General features: G+C 56.8%; 15 protein-coding genes. 3 read left to right on the top strand and 12 right to left on the bottom strand.

Features of this window, described 5'->3' with window-relative positions; genetic code table 11:
- Window positions 1-49: 49 nt before the first annotated feature.
- From ACR0J5_RS12810 to ACR0J5_RS12785, 6 genes are all read right to left on the bottom strand, one after another.
- Window positions 50-697, bottom strand: coding sequence for a tyrosine-type recombinase/integrase (locus ACR0J5_RS12810; RefSeq protein ID WP_480653900.1), 648 nt, complete (start codon window positions 695-697; stop codon window positions 50-52).
- A gap of 325 nt (window positions 698-1,022) precedes the next feature.
- Complete coding sequence (locus tag ACR0J5_RS12805) at window positions 1,023-2,039, bottom strand: alpha/beta fold hydrolase (protein WP_480653899.1); 1,017 nt, start codon at window positions 2,037-2,039, stop codon at window positions 1,023-1,025.
- A 16-nt stretch (window positions 2,040-2,055) separates the two neighbouring features.
- Entirely contained in the window at window positions 2,056-3,495 is a 1,440-nt protein-coding gene (locus ACR0J5_RS12800; protein ID WP_480653897.1) for a glutamine synthetase family protein, read from the bottom strand.
- Window positions 3,496-3,599: 104 nt separating this feature from the next.
- Window positions 3,600-3,998: a cupin domain-containing protein gene (locus ACR0J5_RS12795; protein ID WP_306201564.1), complete on the bottom strand. Its 399-nt coding sequence runs from the start codon at window positions 3,996-3,998 to the stop codon at window positions 3,600-3,602.
- Between the two features lie 4 nt (window positions 3,999-4,002).
- Entirely contained in the window at window positions 4,003-4,437 is a 435-nt protein-coding gene (gene gloA, locus ACR0J5_RS12790; protein WP_480653895.1) for a lactoylglutathione lyase, read from the bottom strand.
- Window positions 4,438-4,456: 19 nt separating this feature from the next.
- Window positions 4,457-5,548 (bottom strand): aromatic ring-hydroxylating oxygenase subunit alpha, encoded by a 1,092-nt coding sequence (locus ACR0J5_RS12785; protein WP_480653893.1) that lies wholly within the window; start codon window positions 5,546-5,548, stop codon window positions 4,457-4,459.
- A gap of 522 nt (window positions 5,549-6,070) precedes the next feature.
- On the opposite strand from ACR0J5_RS12785, the gene ACR0J5_RS12780 reads away from it, so the two are divergent.
- Entirely contained in the window at window positions 6,071-6,517 is a 447-nt protein-coding gene (locus ACR0J5_RS12780) for an Lrp/AsnC family transcriptional regulator (protein ID WP_480653891.1), read from the top strand.
- Between the two features lie 430 nt (window positions 6,518-6,947).
- On the opposite strand, the gene rpoC is transcribed toward ACR0J5_RS12780, so the two are convergent.
- From rpoC to rplJ, 4 genes are all read right to left on the bottom strand, one after another.
- The gene (gene rpoC, locus ACR0J5_RS12775; protein ID WP_480653889.1) at window positions 6,948-11,189 is read right to left on the bottom strand and encodes a DNA-directed RNA polymerase subunit beta'; all 4,242 of its coding nucleotides are present in this window, start codon (window positions 11,187-11,189) and stop codon (window positions 6,948-6,950) included.
- Window positions 11,190-11,238: 49 nt separating this feature from the next.
- Window positions 11,239-15,372, bottom strand: coding sequence for a DNA-directed RNA polymerase subunit beta (gene rpoB, locus ACR0J5_RS12770; RefSeq protein ID WP_480653887.1), 4,134 nt, complete (start codon window positions 15,370-15,372; stop codon window positions 11,239-11,241).
- Window positions 15,373-15,621: 249 nt separating this feature from the next.
- Window positions 15,622-15,996 carry a 50S ribosomal protein L7/L12 gene (rplL, locus tag ACR0J5_RS12765; protein ID WP_480653885.1) on the bottom strand — a complete coding sequence of 125 codons (375 nt, stop codon included), beginning with the start codon at window positions 15,994-15,996 and terminating at the stop codon, window positions 15,622-15,624.
- Between the two features lie 79 nt (window positions 15,997-16,075).
- A complete protein-coding gene (rplJ, locus tag ACR0J5_RS12760; protein WP_170355300.1) occupies window positions 16,076-16,594 on the bottom strand; it encodes a 50S ribosomal protein L10 in 519 nt (172 codons plus the stop codon).
- A gap of 545 nt (window positions 16,595-17,139) precedes the next feature.
- Here rplJ and ACR0J5_RS12755 point away from each other — a divergent pair.
- Both ACR0J5_RS12755 and ACR0J5_RS12750 read left to right on the top strand, forming a co-directional pair.
- On the top strand, window positions 17,140-18,003 hold the full coding sequence (locus tag ACR0J5_RS12755; RefSeq protein ID WP_480653883.1) for a phosphotransferase: 864 nt from the start codon (window positions 17,140-17,142) through the stop codon (window positions 18,001-18,003).
- A 151-nt stretch (window positions 18,004-18,154) separates the two neighbouring features.
- On the top strand, window positions 18,155-19,180 hold the full coding sequence (locus ACR0J5_RS12750) for a Hint domain-containing protein (RefSeq protein ID WP_480653881.1): 1,026 nt from the start codon (window positions 18,155-18,157) through the stop codon (window positions 19,178-19,180).
- 108 nt (window positions 19,181-19,288) lie between these two features.
- Here ACR0J5_RS12750 and rplA read toward each other — a convergent pair whose 3' ends face one another.
- On the bottom strand, window positions 19,289-19,987 hold the full coding sequence (gene rplA, locus ACR0J5_RS12745) for a 50S ribosomal protein L1 (RefSeq protein ID WP_480653879.1): 699 nt from the start codon (window positions 19,985-19,987) through the stop codon (window positions 19,289-19,291).
- Between the two features lies 1 nt (window position 19,988).
- Window positions 19,989-20,438 (bottom strand): 50S ribosomal protein L11, encoded by a 450-nt coding sequence (gene rplK / locus ACR0J5_RS12740; RefSeq protein ID WP_037314971.1) that lies wholly within the window; start codon window positions 20,436-20,438, stop codon window positions 19,989-19,991.
- Between the last annotated feature and the right edge of the window lie 222 nt (window positions 20,439-20,660).

Genomic DNA, 20,660 nt, shown 5'->3' with positions numbered 1-20,660 from the left:
TAGGTGTGATCTGGATTGGCGAACGGCATAAGGCGCCCGCCAACATAATTCAGACGTCGATTTGTTCGGCGAAATTTAGGGCGTCTTCAAGTTCGACGCCAAGGTATCGGACAGCGTTGTCGACCTTTGTGTGACCAAGCAGTAGTTGAACCGCTCTGAGATTTCCTGTTTTCCGATTGATTTCTGCCGCCTTGGTCCGGCGCAGCGAATGGCTTCCATATCCGCTCGGTTCCAGCCCAATCGCGGCCACCCAATCCCGCACAAGTCGGCCATACTTGCGGGTCGAGATATGCGGGCGATCACGAAACCGGCTCGTAAACATGAAGCGGCAGCCAATCATTTCCGGCGACTTGATCCACACAGCAATCGTATCATGGGTGTTTTCCGTCAGTTCGAACTGCACCGCCCGCTTGGTCTTGCTCTGGACCACAGAAACACGTTCCCGAACGCGGTCATCCTCGACCAGATCGGCCACCAACAGTTTGACTAGGCCGCAACCGCGCAACTTACTGTCGATGGCGAGGTTGAACAAAGCCAGATCACGTAGATTGCCCGCCAGTTCGAGCCGTGTCCGGATTGCCCAGACCTGCTTCGGTAACAGGGGTCGCTTCTGTCCGATGATGCCCCCTTTATTCCGTACTTTTCGTTTGGGGGATAACTGCGGGAAGTTGGACTCTTGGCGTGATATGCCCTTCATTCCTCCCTCCGCACCCAATTATCAGCACAGCGCTGACAGGGCGATTTTACGATTTAAGGGAATGGCCTGTCTTTGAGATATGTGAATTGTGCCATCGCTGCAACCGCAGTGGGCCGTAGAGAGCCCAATGTTTCGAATGCTGCGACTAGTATCGGCATCTGCAGTGCGCGTTAAAGTGGGCTTTAAAAATTTACCGACTAAACCAAAGCGCGCCTATACCCGAAACACCATGTTTGCGTACCGGTTGCCGTATTGTTGCCCCTCACGTGAAAGAAAAAATCGTTAGCTCGTGAATCCGCACAGTCCTGCAGTTATTCAGCTCGCGTTACTCTTCAAGAAGTTCACGAATATTGGCATCTAGCTGCGCAGTGAAGCCTTTGTCGTTGCCTGGATTGGCAGCGCAATGGCCCCAAGGGGAATTGTAAGGGCGGAAGATGGCACGAGGTATGTGGCGGGCCTCAATTTCATTGTCCTCTGGGGGAAAGTAGAGATCCTGAGTACAGGGCATCAGAATGGCACGAGCCTTGATGGCACCTAGCGCCAGTTTAAAATCTCCATTGTAAAGCGACCCGGCTGAGATGTCGCCCGCCTGCCAAGTGGCAAGCTTGGCCAGCAGATCGTTGGCATCCCAGCCTTGCACATGGTCCTGTTCCCAATCTTGCATGAGCTCTTCAATGGATTGGAACCCGAGCTGCTTATAAAGCCTCTCGCGGTAAAAGGTCTGAGAGAACGCCCAGCCTGCGTAGACCCGACCAAAAGCCTTGAGCCCGGCCTCAGGCGGGCTGTCATAATTGCCACCGTTCCAGTTCTGGTCCGCACAAAGGGCAGCCTTGACCCCCTCGAGGAAGACGAAGTTATGCGGTGAGGTTTTGGCCGAAGCGCAGAAAGGCAAGATCGCTTGTACCATGTCCGGGTACTGCGCCGCCCACTGATAGGATTGGCAGCCCGCCATTGACCAGCCGGCGACAAGGGCGACTTTCTCGATCCGCAGGTGATCATGGATCAACCGATGCTGGGCAGTGATGTTGTCCCACATCTGCACCAGCGGAAAACGCGGACCGTCCTGCGGCGCTGGCGTATTCGAGGGCGACGACGACCGACCATTGCCGAACATGTTCGGACTGACGATGAAGTGCCGCGCTGGATCAATCGCGCGACCCGGGCCAAAGAACCCCTCGTTACGGGAATTTGTACCTGTATAAAACGTGGGCAGAACGATGACATTGTCACGGGTGGCCGACAATGTACCGTAAGTCTGATAGGCAAGCTTGGCATCCTTCAATACCTCCCCCGACAAAAGTGGAAGGTCGCCAAGCTCGTATATCTCAAAGTCCGACACCATCTGGTCATCTCCTGCCTCAGTAGAGTCGCAGATACTCCTGCACTTCCCAATCGGTGACCGATTGGTGATACCGCTCCCACTCGTCGTTTTTGTATTCGAGATAAGAGTTACGCATCACCGGTCCCATAACATGTTCCGCCATTGCATCGCCGCGCAGGGCTTCAATCGCGTTAAACAGGGTTCGCGGCAATCGGCGGATTCCAAGCTCGACAAGTTCAGCTTCGGTCTTGGAGTAAAGATCAAAATCCGTTGGTTCGCCCGGGTCGATCTTTTCTTTGATCCCCTTCACACTACAGGTCAGGTGCATCGCCATTGCCAGATAGACGTTCATGGTCATGTCGCAGGCACGGTTTTCGATGCAGTGGCGGCTCTGTGGCAGGCGGAATTGGGCCGAGCGATTGTTGAAGCCATAAGTGATATTGGTCGGGGCCCAGGTGACGGTGCCGCCCTCAAACCCCCCGACACGAGGTACCAGACCATTATAGGAATTCACGGTCGGGCAGGTGATCGCGGTGATCGCTTCTGCATGCTGCATCAATCCGCCCACGGCCCAGCGACTTTCGTCGCTCCATTCGCCATCGGGCGTTTCAAAGATGTTCTCGCCTGGACGGCTTTCATGCTGCATCGACATGTTGATATGCGCACCCGATCGCCAGTCACCCACGGTCGGTTTTGGCATAAAGGTTACGAACATCCCGTGCTTTTTGGCGACCTCTTTCAGGGTAATGCGCAGAAATGCCAGCCGGTCAGACATCTCCAGCAAGTTCGTGTAGTGGAAATCGAGCTCAAACTGGGAATATGCACCCTCGGCCACCACATCGTGCAAGTTCCAGCCCAAACCTTCGATGATGTCGATCAGGGTTTTCAGGAACGGCATCGAGTCAATGGAGTATTCCACATCATAGCCAAAGGCCTGACGACGCGGGCGAAACCCGTCCGCTGGGTCGTCGTCAAAGGCTTTCACAGGCTGTCCGGCGTCGTCGTATTTCATGACGATGAACTCGGGCTCGACCCCGGCATAACCTGTGTACCCTTCCAGCGCGGCCTCGTGCATGGCACGTTTCAGGGCCTGGCGCGGGCAGACATTGTAAGGGGCATCTTCCCAGTAGAGGTCCGAGAATATAATCGCCATCGATGTGTCCCACGGACAGATGTAGACGGCCTCGAGATCCGGCACGACCACCTGATCGCTGTCCGCAGGGCTAAGTTCAGGCACGTAAGAAATCGAATGCACCGCGAATTGCGGGCCTTTCCCAAGGCACAGCGGTTCAAAATCGCTCATCGGTACGGGTTTGGTTTTTGGGATTCCGTGCAGGTCAATCCAGGCGGCCATCACGTACTTAACGCCAGCCTTCTCCAAACGCTGCTGAACTTCCGGGATACGCGGGCGGTTACGCTCGACTGCGTCGTTGAATGTCTCGTAGTACATGCGGGCGTTGGTATTGTCCTTGGGCATTCGGTGTCCTCCGATCGAACAATCAATCAAATATCAATCACTGAGCGTGACTTCTCAGTGGTCGCAGTGGTTTCGTTTGTTCTGTCGCTCAGCGAAAATGGTGTTCAGCCGGGGACAAAATCGTCAGGGTCAATGCCCGGAACTTGGGTGATCCCGGCAAGCTGTTTCCAATTGTGAGGGTAGGCGGCATAGAAGATCACGCACTTGCCGTCCGCCTCGTAGGAAATGTGGTTGTCCTTGGGGACAAACAGCACATCACCACGATTGCAGACATAGCTTTTGCCGTCGCAAACCAGCCGGAAGGTGCCCTCAAGGCAATAAATGATCTCGTCGCAGGTCAGATCCCAAGGCACCTTGATGTTGTTCAGGACGTTGATACCGCCGCACATGGACTTGCTGAATTCGCTGGTCACCATCGGTTTGATGTAGGTGTCGCTGTCACCCATCGAATCGTAGCGATTTTGAACCAGATCGAATTTGAAAAGTTGAGGTGTGTCACCCATTTGGTCAGCCTTCCTGTGCCAGATGTTTCAGTATGGATTCGTTCAATTCGACCTTGTAACCGTCGGGGTCCTCGCAAAATGCAATGACTCTTGTGCCGTTTTTCATCGGTCCCGGCTGGCGGGTGATGTTTACTCCCTCTGCCGCCAGCTGTTCGCACGCGGCATAAACATCTGGCGTTTCGATGCAGATGTGACCCCAGCCGTCGCCTTTGTCATAGGGCGTGTCCTGATCCCAATTGGCTGTCAGCTCCAGCGTGGGAAACTCGGCCTCGGGCCCGTAGCCGATAAACGTGTTGGTGAATTTGCCTTCGGGGTAATCCGTGCGTCGCAACACTTCCATGCCCAGAATTCCGCAGTAGAAGTCCAGTGACTTCTCCATATCTGTAACCCGCATCATCGTATGGGCCAGACGAAACCCTTTGGATATGGACTTGTTCATTGGTCTTGTTCCTTCTTGATTAAGCACCGGCCACGTCCCGCTCGATCAGATCCTGAAAGGCGCGCACGCTGTCCTCCCAAGCGGGCGACAACAGACCCCCATCTTCGGCAACCGGGGATTTGCGGCCCTCAAACATGCGTTCAACCATCTCGTGATCTTCTTTGTGGACATCCCACCAAAGGTTTCTGAGGGCCTCTATTTCCTCGGCGTTCAGCTGTTGGCCTTCGGTGGTGTAAAGTGCCCGGTACTGGCGCATCTTTCCGGGACCAATGGGCACGTTCAGATAGACGCCCAGTTGATCAGGGAAATAACGACCCAGAATGAAGTTGGGGTACAGTGTCAGATATCGAGAGCTGACACCCAGACTGCCGGATGTGCCTAGTTCTTCGTTCAGATCCACCGCGCTGCCGATGCAGTTGCCGTCGATGAGGGTATAGTGGTTTTCCAACGGTTGTTCGGTGGTTGAGGCATGTACAAACTGGACGTGGTAGGGTTCGATAAAGTTCTCCATGATCAGTTTCCAGTTGGTGTCAATTTCACCAAAGTCGAGCAGTCCAATTGGTTCCACTCTAGTGAAATCCATTCCCTCCAGCCGACTGATCAAAGGCGCGGCATAGTCTTCGAAATCAGGTGCGTTCCCATCCAGATTGACGAAAATCCAATCATGCCAGACATGGGTGCGTACGGGTTTCAGCCGGTGCTCTTTTATGTCAAAACCATCGAACTCCTGCTTGCCGGTTCCGGCAAAATGCGGTGCCGCCCGCAGGCGTCCATCCAGATCATAGGCCCATGCATGATACGGGCAGCGGATCAGCTTACCGACATTCTTGGGTTTATCGACCAATGTCATGCAGCGGTGCAAGCAAACATTGTGAAAAACCTGGATGTCGCCATCACGACCGCGTACCGCCAGCAGTGGCAAGTCGGCGCAAGTGACAGGCTGCACATCGCCTGGTTTGGCTATCTGATGTGCAAAGCCGATGAACACCCAGTTCTTGGCCAGAACCGTCTGGCATTCCTGCTGCCAGAACTCTTCGCTGCGATACGCCCCCGCGGTGAGCCCGTGCTGAGGCCCGCTAACGGCTTGCACTCTTTCCTCGGCAATTGTCATTTGTCCTCCCTTCGACACTGCCACCGCACCCTTCGATCCAATGGTATGCGCATGGTTTTCACCGTTTCTCGCGGATGGCCTGTTTGCAGGCTCTGTCCCACCGCGCCGGGGTTGAAATTCTTAACCTACGAATATCGCACACTTTCAGCTGTAAACTTTTCGATATTCGCTATGATTCCAGATTTTCTGGCAAGAATTAGAAACAATCTGGTCTAAAAGCGGCACGTAAGTACGAATTTCGAATTTTCTTGCCGCGCCGGTAATGAGATCCGCAATTTCAGTAGAATACTACGGGTAACTCGGCAAAGATTCCGAAATAGGGCACTTGGATTTTGCGGTGTTTAGCTCGAAAGATGTCGTTTTCCGCACTTCCTTCAGGAGAATTTGCAGGGGATGATTGCGGATTTCGATGCTCTCACTTAACCTCAGTTACGAATACAGCAATCGAGCATCAGGTTTATGGCGGTAAAAAAGCAATCGAACATGAGCGCTACTCAGCGCATTCGATCTCCAAGGGATGACTTGAACCAGCAGATCATCCGGCTTTTGCAGCAAGATGGTCGGATGGCCTTTTCTGAAATTGCGCAGCGGTTGGATGTCTCCGAAGGAACCATTCGTAACAGGGTGAGCGGGCTGCGAGACAACAACATGTTGCGGATCGTTGCGATGTCGGATCCTGTGGCCACAGAGTACACAACCGACGCGATGATTGGATTGAATGTAGCGGCTGGCGCGACCCCACGGCAGGTGGCAGAGCGGCTTGAAAAGAATCCCCGGGTTGTTTTCATCCTATGGGTCGCGGGCCGTTATGACCTGATTATCGAACTCGTCAGCGACGACGGTGACGCACTAAAGGAATTTCTTGAGCATGAAATCCACGCGAGTGACGATATTGCAAAGGCCGACGTTATGCCGGGGCTGCAAAATTTCAAAAACCAGTTCCTGCTGAAGCAGGGTGTGAGGGAGTGACCAGGGAGAAGTCCATCGCTGAAGCCAATAGAGCCAAAAGACTTCGACAGAGTTTTTTGAGCGATATTTAACGCCGATCTTGATGCCGCCTCCGACCGCAATCAGTCATCCAAATTGTGCGAAAGATGTAGTCTAAAACTCACTTTGAATGGCGGGTTCTTCAGCGAAGCGCCGCTTTGCGTTGGTGAACAATCACTCAGCTCAGACAAGCAATCGGCAGATTTGTCTCGCGCGGTGTCATGAACCAAGCATGTGCGGCGATTTTCGCACTGCGAGCGCGCGCAGCACAAAAATGCGATGACCGCGTTGGGCTCAAAGCGGACATTGGTGTTGGATTGAGCACCCTTAGAAAATCCCCTGTAGACACTCGCCCACAAAAGAAAAGGCCCCGCGTATCCGCAGGGCCTTCTGTGTTTTTCTATGGCGAAGTCTATTCGCGGCTTTCCGGTGTTTCCACCAGAACGTCCAGCTCGTCGCCAACCATGTCGTCGTCGATGGTCGGCGCAGCCAGGGCAGCGGCCGCTTCGGCCTCTTCCCGGCGGGCTTCGATAACGACGTTGTCGCGGCCTTGAGCAACCTGGCGCACGGCCTGGGTCGCACCGCCGGTACCGGCGGGGATCAGGCGACCGACGATGACGTTCTCTTTCAGGCCAACCAGCTTGTCCTTCTTGCCCTGAACCGAAGCCTCGGTCAGAACGCGGGTGGTTTCCTGGAACGACGCCGCCGAGATGAACGAACGCGTCTGCAGCGAGGCTTTGGTGATCCCCAGAAGGATCGGCTCGCCCTGTGCCGGACGACCACCGCGGGCGATGGTCTTCTCGTTGGCTGCGTCAAACTCTTGCTTGTCGACATGTTCGCCTTTCAGCAGGGTGGAATCGCCTGAATCCAGGATCTCCCACTTCTGCAGCATCTGGCGCACGATGACCTCGATGTGCTTGTCGTTGATCTTCACGCCCTGCAGACGATAAACATCCTGCACCTCGTCGATCATGTAATCCGCCAGCGCTTCGACACCCATGATGGACAGGATGTCATGCGGGGCTGGGTTACCGTCCATCAGGTATTCACCCTTCTGGATGAAGTCCCCTTCGGCGACCGGGATGTGCTTGCCCTTGGGCACCATGTATTCGATGGTCTCCATGGACTCGTCCGCCGGTTCGATGCTGATGCGGCGCTTGTTCTTGTAGTCGCGGCCAAAGCGCACGTAACCATCGGCTTCTGCGATGATCGCGTGATCTTTCGGACGACGGGCTTCGAACAGTTCGGCCACACGCGGCAGACCACCAGTGATGTCCTTGGTCTTAGCGCCTTCGCGCGGGATACGCGCAACAACGTCACCGGCTTCGATCTGCTGGCCATCTTCGACCGACAGGATCGCATCCACCGACATCGGATAGTGAACCGGGTTGCCCGCGTCGTTGCGGACCGGCTCGCCATCTTCACCGACCAGAATGATCTCGGGCTTGAGGTCGCTGCCTTTGGGGGCGGCGCGCCAGTCGATCACGATCTTCTGGGTCATACCGGTGGCTTCGTCGGTCTCGTCGCGGACGGCAAGGCCCGAAACAAGGTCAACGTATTTCGCAGTACCGGCTTTCTCGGCGATGATCGGCAGGGTGTAGGGGTCCCATTCGAACAGTTTGTCGCCACGGGCCACCGTTGCGCCGTCCTTGACGAACAGCTTCGAACCGTAGCTCAGCTTGTGGCTGGCCCGCTCTTCGCCATGCTCGTCGCTGATCACCAGCTTCATGTTCCGGCCCATGACCAGGCTTTCGCCTGCGGCATTGACCAGAATCTGCGGGTTCTCGAAGGAAACGATACCTTCCTGGCTGGCTTCCTGGAACGACTGCTGACCACCTTGGGCAACACCACCGATGTGGAAGGTCCGCATCGTCAGCTGCGTACCGGGTTCACCGATGGACTGGGCGGCGATGATGCCGACAGCTTCACCCGTGTTCACCATGGTACCGCGCGCAAGGTCACGACCGTAGCAGGTTGCACAAACGCCTTCCTCGGACTCACAGGTCAGAGGCGAGCGGATGCGCATCGAGGCAACACCGGCTTCGTCGATGGTATCTGCCATGCGCTCGTCGATCAGCTGACCTGCAGCCACGATCACCTCATCGGTGCCCGGACGCAGGACATCGTCTGCGGCCACACGGCCCAGCACACGTTCGGCCAGCGAGGCGACAACCTCACCGTCGTTCACGGCTGCTTCGGCGGTGATGGCGCGCTCGGTGCCACAGTCGATCTCACGAACGATACAGTCTTGCGCCACGTCCACCAGACGACGGGTCAGGTAACCCGAGTTCGCCGTCTTCAGAGCGGTATCCGACAGACCCTTACGGGCACCGTGGGTCGAGTTGAAGTACTCGAGAACGGTCAGACCTTCTTTAAAGTTCGAGATGATCGGCGTCTCGATGATGTCACCGTTCGGCTTGGCCATCAGGCCGCGCATACCGCCCAGCTGTTTCATCTGAGTGACCGAGCCACGCGCGCCCGAGTGGGCCATCATGTAGACCGAGTTCGGTTCCTGTTCGGACCCATTCTCTGCCCGTTCAGACGACGAAATGGTGCTCATCATCGCCTCAGTCACGCGGTCGTTACACTTCGACCAGGCATCAACAACTTTGTTGTACTTTTCGCCCTGAGTGATCAGGCCGTCCATGTACTGCTGTTCAAAGTCCTTCACCTGACTGCGGGTGTCATCAACGATGCCCCACTTGTCGTCGGGGATAACCATGTCGTCTTTACCGAACGAGATGCCCGCCTTGAACGCTTCTTTGAAGCCCATCGACATGATCTGGTCACAGAAGATAACCGACTCTTTCTGACCGCAATAGCGGTAGACCGTGTCGATGACCTGCTGCACTTCTTTCTTCCGCAGCAGGCGGTTGACCAGCTCGAACGGGGCTTTGTTGTTCATTGGCAGCAACGCACCCAGACGCAGACGGCCCGGAGTAGTCTCGTAACGCTTCTGAACTTCGTTGCCTTCGTCGTCGATCTGCGTGATCCGCGCGGTGATCTTGGTGTGCAGGTGCACTTCGCCGGAATCCAGCGCGTGCTGAACTTCGTCGATCGACCCGAACACCTTGCCTTCGCCCGGCATCCCTTCGCGTTCCAGGGTCACATAGTACAGACCCAGGATCATATCCTGCGACGGAACGATGATCGGCGCACCGTTTGCAGGCGACAGAACGTTATTCGTCGACATCATCAGAACACGGGCTTCCAGCTGGGCCTCAAGGCTCAGCGGGACGTGAACGGCCATCTGGTCACCGTCGAAGTCGGCGTTAAAGGCCGAACAGACCAGCGGGTGCAGCTGGATGGCTTTACCTTCAATCAGGACCGGTTCGAACGCCTGAATGCCAAGACGGTGCAGCGTCGGCGCACGGTTCAGCATAACAGGGTGTTCACGGATCACCTCGTCGAGGATATCCCACACTTCGGGACGCTCTTTCTCGACCAGTTTCTTCGCTTGTTTCACGGTCGAAGACAGACCCTTGGCTTCAAGGCGCGAATAGATGAACGGCTTGAACAGTTCCAGCGCCATCTTCTTGGGCAGACCACACTGATGCAGCTTCAGCTCCGGGCCGGTCACAATGACCGAACGGCCCGAGAAGTCGACGCGTTTACCCAGAAGGTTCTGACGGAAGCGACCCTGCTTACCTTTCAGCATGTCCGAGAGCGATTTCAGCGGACGCTTGTTGGCGCCGGTGATCACGCGGCCACGACGGCCGTTGTCGAACAGAGCATCCACGGATTCCTGCAGCATCCGCTTTTCGTTGCGGACGATGATGTCAGGCGCGCGCAGTTCGATCAGACGCTTCAGACGGTTGTTCCGGTTGATGACGCGGCGATACAGATCGTTCAGATCCGAGGTCGCGAAACGGCCACCATCCAGCGGAACCAGCGGACGCAGTTCCGGCGGAATGACCGGGATCACGGTCATCACCATCCATTCGGGCCGGTTGCCCGACTCGAGGAAGGATTCAACAACCTTCAGACGCTTGATGATCTTCTTGGGCTTCAGTTCGCCGGTTGCTTCGGCCAGATCAGCGCGCAGCTGTTCGGCTTCGGCTTCGAGATCGATCTGGGCCAGCATCTCACGGATGGCTTCGGCACCGATATTGGCGGTGAACGCGTCCATGCCGTAGGCATCTTGCGCATCCATGTACTCTTCTTCGGTCAGCATCTGGCCGTAGGTCAGGTCAGTCAGACCAGGCTCGATGACGACATAGTTTTCAAAGTACAGAACGCGTTCCAGATCACGCAGCGTCATGTCCAGCATCAGACCGATGCGGGACGGCAGCGATTTCAGGAACCAGATATGTGCAACGGGCGCGGCCAGTTCGATATGGCCCATACGCTCGCGGCGGACTTTCTGCAGGGTGACTTCCACACCGCATTTCTCGCAGACAACGCCGCGATACTTCATCCGCTTATATTTGCCGCACAGGCATTCGTAATCTTTGATCGGGCCAAAGATACGCGCGCAGAACAGACCGTCACGCTCGGGCTTGAACGTCCGGTAGTTGATGGTTTCGGGTTTCTTGATCTCGCCATAGGACCAAGACAGGATCCGCTCAGGCGACGCCAACGAGACCTTGATCTCGTCGAAAACCTTCGGAGGCGTCAGCGGGTTGAACGGGTTGTTGGTGATTTCCTGGTTCATTTTGCGTCCTTACAAATTGGGATGGGATGAGTGTGGGGCGTTGCCGCCCCTACTCTTCCTCCGCATCCAGGAGTTCCATATTCAGGCCGAGGCCACGGACTTCTTTCACCAGAACGTTGAACGATTCCGGTACGCCCGCTTCAAAGTTATCCTCGCCCTTGACGATTGACTCATAGACCTTGGTCCGGCCGGCGACGTCATCCGATTTCACCGTCAGCATCTCCTGCAGGGTGTAGGCGGCGCCGTAAGCTTCCAGTGCCCAAACCTCCATCTCACCAAAGCGCTGACCACCGAACTGCGCCTTACCACCCAGCGGCTGCTGGGTCACCAGGCTGTACGGCCCGGTCGAACGCGCGTGGATTTTGTCATCCACAAGGTGGTGCAGTTTCAGCAGGTACTTGATGCCCACGGTGACCGGACGTGCAAATTGCTCACCGGTGCGACCGTCGAACAGAACCGACTGGCCGCTTTCCGAGAAGCCCGCACGCACCAGCGCGTCGTTCACGTCGGCCTCTTTGGCGCCGTCAAAGACTGGGGTTGCGATCGGAACACCGCGGGTCACGTTGCCCGCAGCCTCGATCAGGCCATCTTCGTCCAGACCGGTGATGCCTTCTTCGTAGACATTCTCGCCATAGGCCAGTTTCATCGCTTCGCGCACCGGGGTCAGATCGCCGGAACGGCGGTATTCACCCAGAGCCTCATCGATGTTCAGACCCAGACCGCGTGCGGCCCAACCCATGTGGGTTTCAAGGATCTGACCAACGTTCATACGCGACGGCACACCCAGCGGGTTCAGACAGAAGTCGACCGGCGTACCATCGGCCAGGAACGGCATGTCTTCCATCGGAACAACCTTGGAGATCACACCTTTGTTCCCGTGACGACCGGCCATCTTGTCGCCCGGCTGCAGCTTACGCTTCACTGCGATGAAGACTTTGACCATCTTCATCACGCCCGGCGGCAGGTCGTCGCCGCGACGGACCTTCTCGACCTTGTCTTCGAAACGGGCGTCCAGAGCACGCTTTTGCACTTCATACTGCTCGTTCAGAGCTTCAACAATCTGTGCGTCCTGCTCACCTTCCAGCGCCAGCTGCCACCACTGACCACGGGTCAGGGTTTCCAGCAGATCCTCGGTGATCACCGACCCTGCCTTGACGCCTTTCGGGCCTTTGACAGCGGTTTTACCCAGGATCAGGCCTTGCAGACGCGCATAGATGTTGCGGTCAAGGATCGCCAGCTCGTCGTCCCGGTCACGGGCCAGACGTTCGACTTCCTCACGCTCGATCTGCAGCGCACGCTCGTCTTTCTCGACGCCGTGACGGTTGAAGACGCGAACCTCAACAACCGTACCGTAATCACCCGGCTTCACGCGCAGCGAGGTGTCGCGCACGTCAGATGCTTTTTCGCCAAAGATGGCGCGCAGCAGCTTTTCTTCCGGGGTCATCGGGCTTTCGCCCTTCGGAGTGATCTTGCCGACCAGAATATCGCCCGGCTCAACATCCGCGCCGATGTAAACGATGCCCGCCTCGTCGAGGTTGCGCAGCGCTTCTTCACCGACGTTCGGAATGTCGCGGGTGATCTCTTCCGGGCCCAGCTTGGTGTCACGGGCGGCGACTTCAAACTCCTCGATATGGACCGAGGTAAAGACGTCGTCACGCGCGATACGTTCCGAGATCAGGATCGAGTCTTCGTAGTTGTAACCGTTCCACGGCATGAACGCGACGACCACGTTCTTACCAAGGGCCAGTTCACCCATATCGGTCGACGGACCGTCGGCAATGACCTCGCCCTTCTGGACGGTGTCACCCACCTTGATCAGTGGACGCTGGTTGATGCAGGTGTTCTGGTTGGACCGCTGGAACTTGCGCAGACGATAGATGTCAACGCCAGCGTCCCCCAGTTCCAGATCTTCGGTGGCACGGATAACGATACGCTGGGCATCGACCTGGTCGATGATACCGGCGCGTTTCGCCTGAATCGCAGCGCCTGAGTCGATCGCAACCTTTTCCTCAATGCCGGTACCGACTAGCGGCGCCTCGGCCCGCAGCAGCGGAACCGCCTGACGTTGCATGTTCGAGCCCATCAGAGCGCGGTTGGCGTCGTCATTTTCAAGGAACGGGATCAGCGATGCGGCGACCGAGACCAGCTGCTTCGGCGACACGTCGATCAGGTCCACATTCTCGCGCGGGGCAAGGGTGTAGTCACCGGCCTGACGGGTCGACACCAGATCGTTGATGAACTTGCCATCCGCATCCAGCGTCGCGTTCGCCTGCGCCACGGTGTGACGCATTTCCTCAGTCGCGGACATGTAGTGAACCTCATCGGTCACCTCGGCGTCTTTGACGACGCGATAGGGTGTTTCGATGAAGCCATACTTGTTCACACGGGCAAAGGTCGCCAGCGAGTTGATCAGACCAATGTTCGGGCCTTCGGGCGTTTCAATCGGGCACATCCGGCCATAGTGGGTCGGGTGTACGTCGCGCACCTCAAAGCCCGCACGCTCACGCGTCAGACCACCGGGGCCAAGCGCCGAGAGGCGGCGTTTGTGGGTAACCTCGGACAGCGGGTTGGTCTGGTCCATGAACTGCGACAGCTGCGACGAGCCAAAGAATTCGCGGACAGCAGCCGCAGCCGGTTTCGCGTTAATCAGGTCCTGCGGCATGACAGTGTCGATCTCGACCGACGACATACGCTCTTTGATCGCGCGCTCCATGCGCAGCAAGCCAACGCGGTACTGGTTTTCCATCAGTTCGCCGACCGAGCGCACACGACGGTTGCCGAGGTGGTCGATATCGTCCACGTCGCCTTTGCCGTCGCGCAGTTCCACCAGCGCCTTGATGCAGGCCACGATATCTTCGCGGCGCAGGGTGCGCAGGGTGTCCGGCGCGTCCAGAGCCAGACGCATGTTCATCTTCACCCGGCCAACGGCGGACAGGTCATACCGCTCGCTGTCGAAGAACAGCGTGTCGAACAGGGCCGAGGCCGCTTCGACGGTGGGCGGCTCACCCGGACGCATGACGCGGTAGATGTCCATCAACGCGGTGTCGCGGCCCATGTTTTTATCGGCCGCCATGGTGTTGCGCATGTAGGGGCCGACATTGACGTTGTCGATGTCCAGAACCGGGATGTCGGTGATGCCCGCATCGATCAGCTCTTTCACGGTGCCGCCGATCAGGTCGCCGTCCTTGTCGTATTCCAGGGTCAGCTCATCACCGGCTTCGACATAGATCGCGCCGTTTTCTTCGTTGATGATGTCCTTGGCGACGTACTTGCCCACGATGTTGTCGAAGGGCACCAGCAGGTCGGTGACCACGCCTTCTTCGATCAGCTTCTTGACCGCGCGCGGGGTGACTTTCTTGCCTGCTTCGGCAATCACTTCACCCGATTTTGCGTCGATCAGGTCGTATGTCGGACGGGTGCCGCGCACACGCTCGGGGAAGAAGGGCGTGACCCAGCCTTTCTTCTTGTCCAGCTTGTAGGACACGGTGTTGTAATACGCGTCCATGATCGCTTCCTGATCCAGACCCAGCGCGTACAGCAGGGTTGTCACAGGCAGTTTGCGGCGACGGTCGATACGGGCGAATACGATGTCCTTGGCGTCGAACTCAAAGTCCAGCCAGCTGCCGCGATACGGGATGATGCGGCAGGCAAACAGCAGCTTGCCCGAGGAATGGGTCTTGCCCTTGTCGTGGTCAAAGAACACACCGGGCGAGCGGTGCATCTGGGACACGATCACACGCTCGGTTCCGTTCACGATGAACGTACCGTTCGGTGTCATCAGGGGCATGTCGCCCATGAACACGTCCTGTTCCTTGATGTCCTTGACCGATTTCGCGCCGGTGTCCTCATCGACATCAAACACGATCAGACGCAGAGTGACCTTCAGCGGCGCGCTGTAGGTCATGTCGCGCTGCATGCACTCTTCGACATCGTATTTAGGTTTTTCCAGATCGTATTTCACGAACTCCAGAACGGAGGTTTCGTTGAAATCCTTGATCGGGAAAACCGACTGGAACACGCCTTTGATGCCTTCGCCGTCAGTGGGCTGCTCTGCATCGCCGGAGCGCAGGAAAAGATCATAAGAAGATTTCTGGACCTCAATGAGGTTCGGCATCTCCAGCACTTCGCGGATTTTGCCGTAGTATTTACGAAGACGTTTCTGGCCAAGGAACGTTTGAGCCATGTCAGATGTCACCTTTCAAGTTCTCAGCGGGCAAAGACACCGTCGGGCCCCGGCATCCTGCACATTCGAGACGACACGTCCGGATCAATTCATGGCCACCGTCCCGAAGGCAGCCTCCCGATCCAAGAACCGCGTCTTAGAAAACGCCCCACCCCATGAGGCCCTTTCTAAGACAGGTTCGGCTGGACCCGGATTTCTCCGGACCCAGCCAAATTTTTCGGCACATCAGCGACGCGCCAATAAGCAGGCTTAGGCCAGCTCGACCTCGGCGCCAGCTGCTTCCAGCTTGCCTTTGATCTCTTCGGCTTCGGCTTTGTCGACGCCTTCTTTGATCTTGCCGCCAGCTTCGACCAGCTCTTTGGCTTCTTTCAGGCCCAGACCGGTGATGCCGCGAACTTCTTTGATCACGTTGATTTTCGAAGCGCCGGCGTTCTTCAGAACGACGTCGAATTCGGTTTTTTCTTCCTCAGCTGCGCCGCCGGCGTCGCCACCAGCTGCCATGACAACTGCGCCGCCTGCTGCGGGCTCGATGCCGTATTCGTCTTTGAGGATGGTTTTCAGTTCTTGTGCTTCCAGCAGGGTCAGACCCACGATGCTTTCTGCGAGTGCTTTCAGATCAGCCATTTTATCAGCTCTTTCCGTTTACAGTGTGTGTTCCAACGTCAGGGTGTATTCCCTACGCAGATCATTCAGTGCCAACCGCTTACGCAGCTTCCGCCTTCTCTTCGATGGTGGAAAGGATGCTTGCGATGTTGCTTGCAGGTGCGCCAATTGCACCGGCGATGTTCGAAGCAGGCGCGCCAAGCATACCCGCGATCGTAGCAATAAGCTCTTCACGCGACGGCATTTTCGACACAGCTGTAACACCAGCCCGGTCCAGAGCGTTCTCACCCATTGCACCGCCAAGAATTTCGAACTTTTGGTTCTCTTTGGCGAAGTCCTCGGCCACCTTGGCTGCTGCCACGGGGTCCTCGGAATAGGTAAGAACGGTCATACCCGTCAGCAGGTCACCAATGCTTTCACATGGCTTTCCGTCGAGGGCGATTTTGGCGAGCCTGTTCTTGGCAACACGCACGGCACCACCCGCGTCACGAGCACGTGCGCGAAGGTCCTGCATCTCGGCAACTGTCAGACCGGCGTAATGGGCAACCACTACGACGCCAGAGCTTTCGAAGATTTGGCCGAGTTCCTCGACCACTTTCTCTTTCTGGGCTCTATCCACAGTTCTCTCCAAGTTTGGGATGATGGACATCCCGGCTCATATTTGCTGCGGCCGAAACCACAGCGTTCAGGTCCGTTGTTACGGGATTGGCCAAAATGCGCCCGAGGATCGCGACCCTCAGAATTCTTTGGTCTTACCCGTCTCAGGCAGGGAATTAAGGGGCCAGATGGCACCACCCACCGTCTTGGACGAAACGAAATAAAGCGCACGACGAATCGCACGCTTTACTCCGCAAGTCTCTTTAGGGCAGATGGCGTGGGTTTCCAAGAGGTAAATTGCTTTGATTTGCCCATTCCGGCCTGCGCCGGATGGGTCGCCCTTGTAATATATCCGATATGGGTATCGAAGCGTTGAAGGCAAGACCAAAGCTTGCCGTTGACAGGGGGGGGCAACTGCGGTCCTGTCGTGCAGGAAACCGTGAATAACAGGGCTGTACGGTCGCTTCTATGCTGGCAATGACTGAGGACGAAAAGGCGCGCGCTGCCTCTTGCGTGGAGGAATTCGCCCGCCACCGCAGAACAGGCCAATTTCAAGACTTCGAATGCGTGTACCGCTCACATGACTTTGCCGACACGCGCATGGTGCTAAAGCTGAGCGGACAAAACCGGGACTACGCGCTGAAAATCGATACCGTTTCGCCAAATACCGGTCGGCTGCGCAAGGAATTTGCTCTGCTGACCGATCTGCACGGCTATTTTCAGAGCAATGCGTCAACGCAGGTCGTCACGCCATTTTACCTAAGCCCGTCCGAGACGTTTTTCGTCACCGAGTTCATAGACCGGCCTACCGCCGTTGACCTGATCCACAACAGCACGGATGACGATCAGGTCGCTCAGGTCTTTCGCCGCGCCGGCGCTTGGCTGAATGACTTTCACGGACGCCAACCGCCGATCGACTACGGATTTCGCCCCAAATGGATGACGGACAGTATCCGCGAACTGCTTACCAATGTACCGCCAGAAATCGTCAATCAGGGCCAGCGGATGCTGGACGTCATGCTGGCCGAGGGAGAGCGCCTCAAGGGGATCGCCGAAATCCGGGTGCTGGCGCATGGCGATTTTCACGGGCAGAACCTGATTTTGGGACAGGGTCAAACCTTCGGTCTGGATTTCACCGAAGCCAGCGAGAAACTGGCTGTTTATGATATTGTCGATTTTCTGAAATCAGACATTTTTCGCGAGACTGCGGCCCGGGATGTGGATCGCAGTGGCATCACCAGACGCAACAAGGACATGTTCTTTCGCCGCTACAGACACCCGATCAACCGCGACATACTGGACCACTGTATCCGGGGCCGATTGCTGAAAGACTGGCTGACCCTGTCTCAGACCGATCAAACCTATAGCGACTATGAACGTGACCGGCAGCACCGCCTTGCCACCCGGCTGCATATCGCCTTCGACCTCTAAGAGGCAAATCTAACGTAATCGTGTAGAATCGTTGGGGTCTTACCCGATTGACTGGCAGAGCGCGCGCTCTTCTTACTGAGGCCAACAGTTTCAAACGGGCGGCCACAGGCCCGGCCCGAGGTTACCAGTATCGGAAAGGTCAGTCGCTCAAATGGTCACCCGCAGTTTCTTCGCACAAGACAGCGAAAGTTTGGTCGTCACCTTCAGTCCTGACGAAACCATCGAAGGCAACCCGATCATCAACAATTCGGACACGCCGGACGGCACGATCTTTGAGTTTTCGGGCGGGTTCGGCACCACAGTAACCCTGGACGACACCAGCGGCAGTCCCGATGTCTTTGACGACGACCAAGCAGCAGGCCACGTCATCACCGATGGTGGTGGAATCGTCGCCAACGGAACGCCTGTGGAATCTGAATCCCTCATCACGGTGCGCGCGCTGGACGAAACCGGCGCACCAACCGGCCCCGAGATCGACATCTACGTCTTTTCCCAGAACGGGGTCACGCAGGATGTCTGGGGCTTTGCCACCTCGGCCCCTTTGGTTCCGGGCACATCGTATATCAAAATCACCGGGTCCAACGCGGGCTCCTCGGCCTATGACGACTATATCACCTGCTTCGGGCCCGGCACGCTGATCGAAACAGATCGGGGCGATATCGCAGTGGAGCAGTTGGAAAAAGGTCAACGCGTCTGGACACGCGATGGCGGGATGCAGCCGATCCTGTGGATCGGCACCACCGCTGTTCCGGGACAAGGAGCGTTCGCCCCGGTCCTGATCGAGGCCGGGGCTCTGGGCAATTCTCGTGACCTGATTGTCTCTCAGCAGCACCGGATGCTCATCAAAGCACCCGCCTCGGACATGCTGTTCGCCACCCCCGAAGTTTTTGTGGCCGCCAAACACCTGTGCGGCCTTCCCGGGGTGTCGATCCGCCCAACCGAGCGGATTTCCTACACCCATTTCATGCTGGACGGGCACCATATCGTCCGGTCCAACGGCGCCCTGACAGAAAGCTATTATTATGGTGAAGTTTCAAAGAAGGCGCGCTCTTCGCCACAGGCGTTGGAGCTTCTGACCCTATTCCCCTCTATCGAGCACGCTCATGAGGTGTTTCAGAAGACCGCAGCAACCACTATCAACGCCCGCGAAGCAGCCGTGTTGCGTGCTTACCTTTAGCGCGCATTCGTTGCGCGCAAACAGACTCGTCGTGAAATTCGAACATTCCAATAAAAATCCCGGGCAGTGTGCACCACCCGGGACCAAATCTTTTCTAAACGTTCAGGCTTATTCGCCAGACGCAGCCGCCACATCCAGAGTCACGCCCGGGCCCATGGTCGAGCTCAGCGCGATTTTCTTCATGTAGGTGCCTTTGGCGCCCGACGGCTTGGCTTTGGCCACAGCCGAGATGAAAGCACGGACGTTTTCAACCAGCTTGGCTTCGTCAAACGACGCTTTGCCAACACCGGCGTGCACAACGCCGCCTTTTTCCGCTTTGAACTGAACTTCACCGCCCTTGGCTGCTTCCACGGCTGCTTTCACGTCCATGGTCACGGTGCCAACTTTGGGGTTCGGCATCAGGTTACGGGGGCCCAGAACCTTACCCAGACGACCGACGATGGGCATCATGTCCGGGGTAGCAATGCAGCGGTCGAATTCGATGGTGCCGCCCTGAATGGTTTCCATCAGGTCTTCTGCGCCAATGATATCTGCGCCAGCTTCTTTCGCTTCGTCAGCTTTGGGGCCACGCGCGAACACAGCAACGCGCATCGCTTTGCCGGTGCCGTTGGGCAGGCCGACGACGCCACGAACCATCTGGTCAGCGTGACGGGTGTCAACGCCCAGGTTCAGCGCGATCTCGATGGTCTCGTCGAATTTCGAGGTTGCATTGCCTTTGACCAGGGAAACAGCTTCTTCTACCGACAGGTTTTCTTTGCCAGCGACAGCTTCGCGCGCAGCGCGGGTACGTTTACCGAGTTTTGCCATCTTACTTCACCTCGATGCCCATAGAGCGGGCCGAGCCCAGGATGATCTGCATTGCGCCTTCGACGTCGTTGGCGTTGAGATCTTTCATTTTGGCTTCGGCGATTTCGCGAACCTGCTTCGAGGTCACGGTGGCCACAGTCTCACGACCTGGGTTTTCCGCACCACGAGGGCGGTTACGCTTGCCGACCGGCTTCAGGCCGGCCGCTTTTTTCAGGTAATAAGACGCGGGCGGCGTCTTGATGTCCATAGTGAAGGACTTGTCCTGATAATAGGTGATCACGGTCGGGCAAGGGGCGCCTTGCTCCATGTCTGCGGTCTTGGCGTTGAACGCCTTGCAGAATTCCATGATGTTGATGCCGCGCTGACCCAGCGCCGGACCAACTGGCGGCGACGGGTTCGCCTGACCTGCAGGAACCTGCAGTTTCATTGTACCAGCAAGCTTCTTGGCCATTTGGTTTTCCTTTCAACTCGGGCGAAACGCGTTTCGCCCAGATTATGTTGCGTGGTCCGATCCGGGATCGCGATCCCAGCAACCTCCCACGAGAGAATCTCGCCCGAAGACGATAGAGGCGGCATTTATAGAGGAATGATGGGGTTGGCAAGGGCCTGCCCCACAACACTGCTGTTTTAGAAAAACCATCATCAATTACTGAATCCGACCCTTTGAAACCGA

Source organism: Ruegeria sp. BE1 (assembly GCF_056538885.1).
The sequence above is the reverse complement of the archived record's forward strand: the minus strand, read 5'-3'. Positions and strand labels throughout refer to the sequence as shown.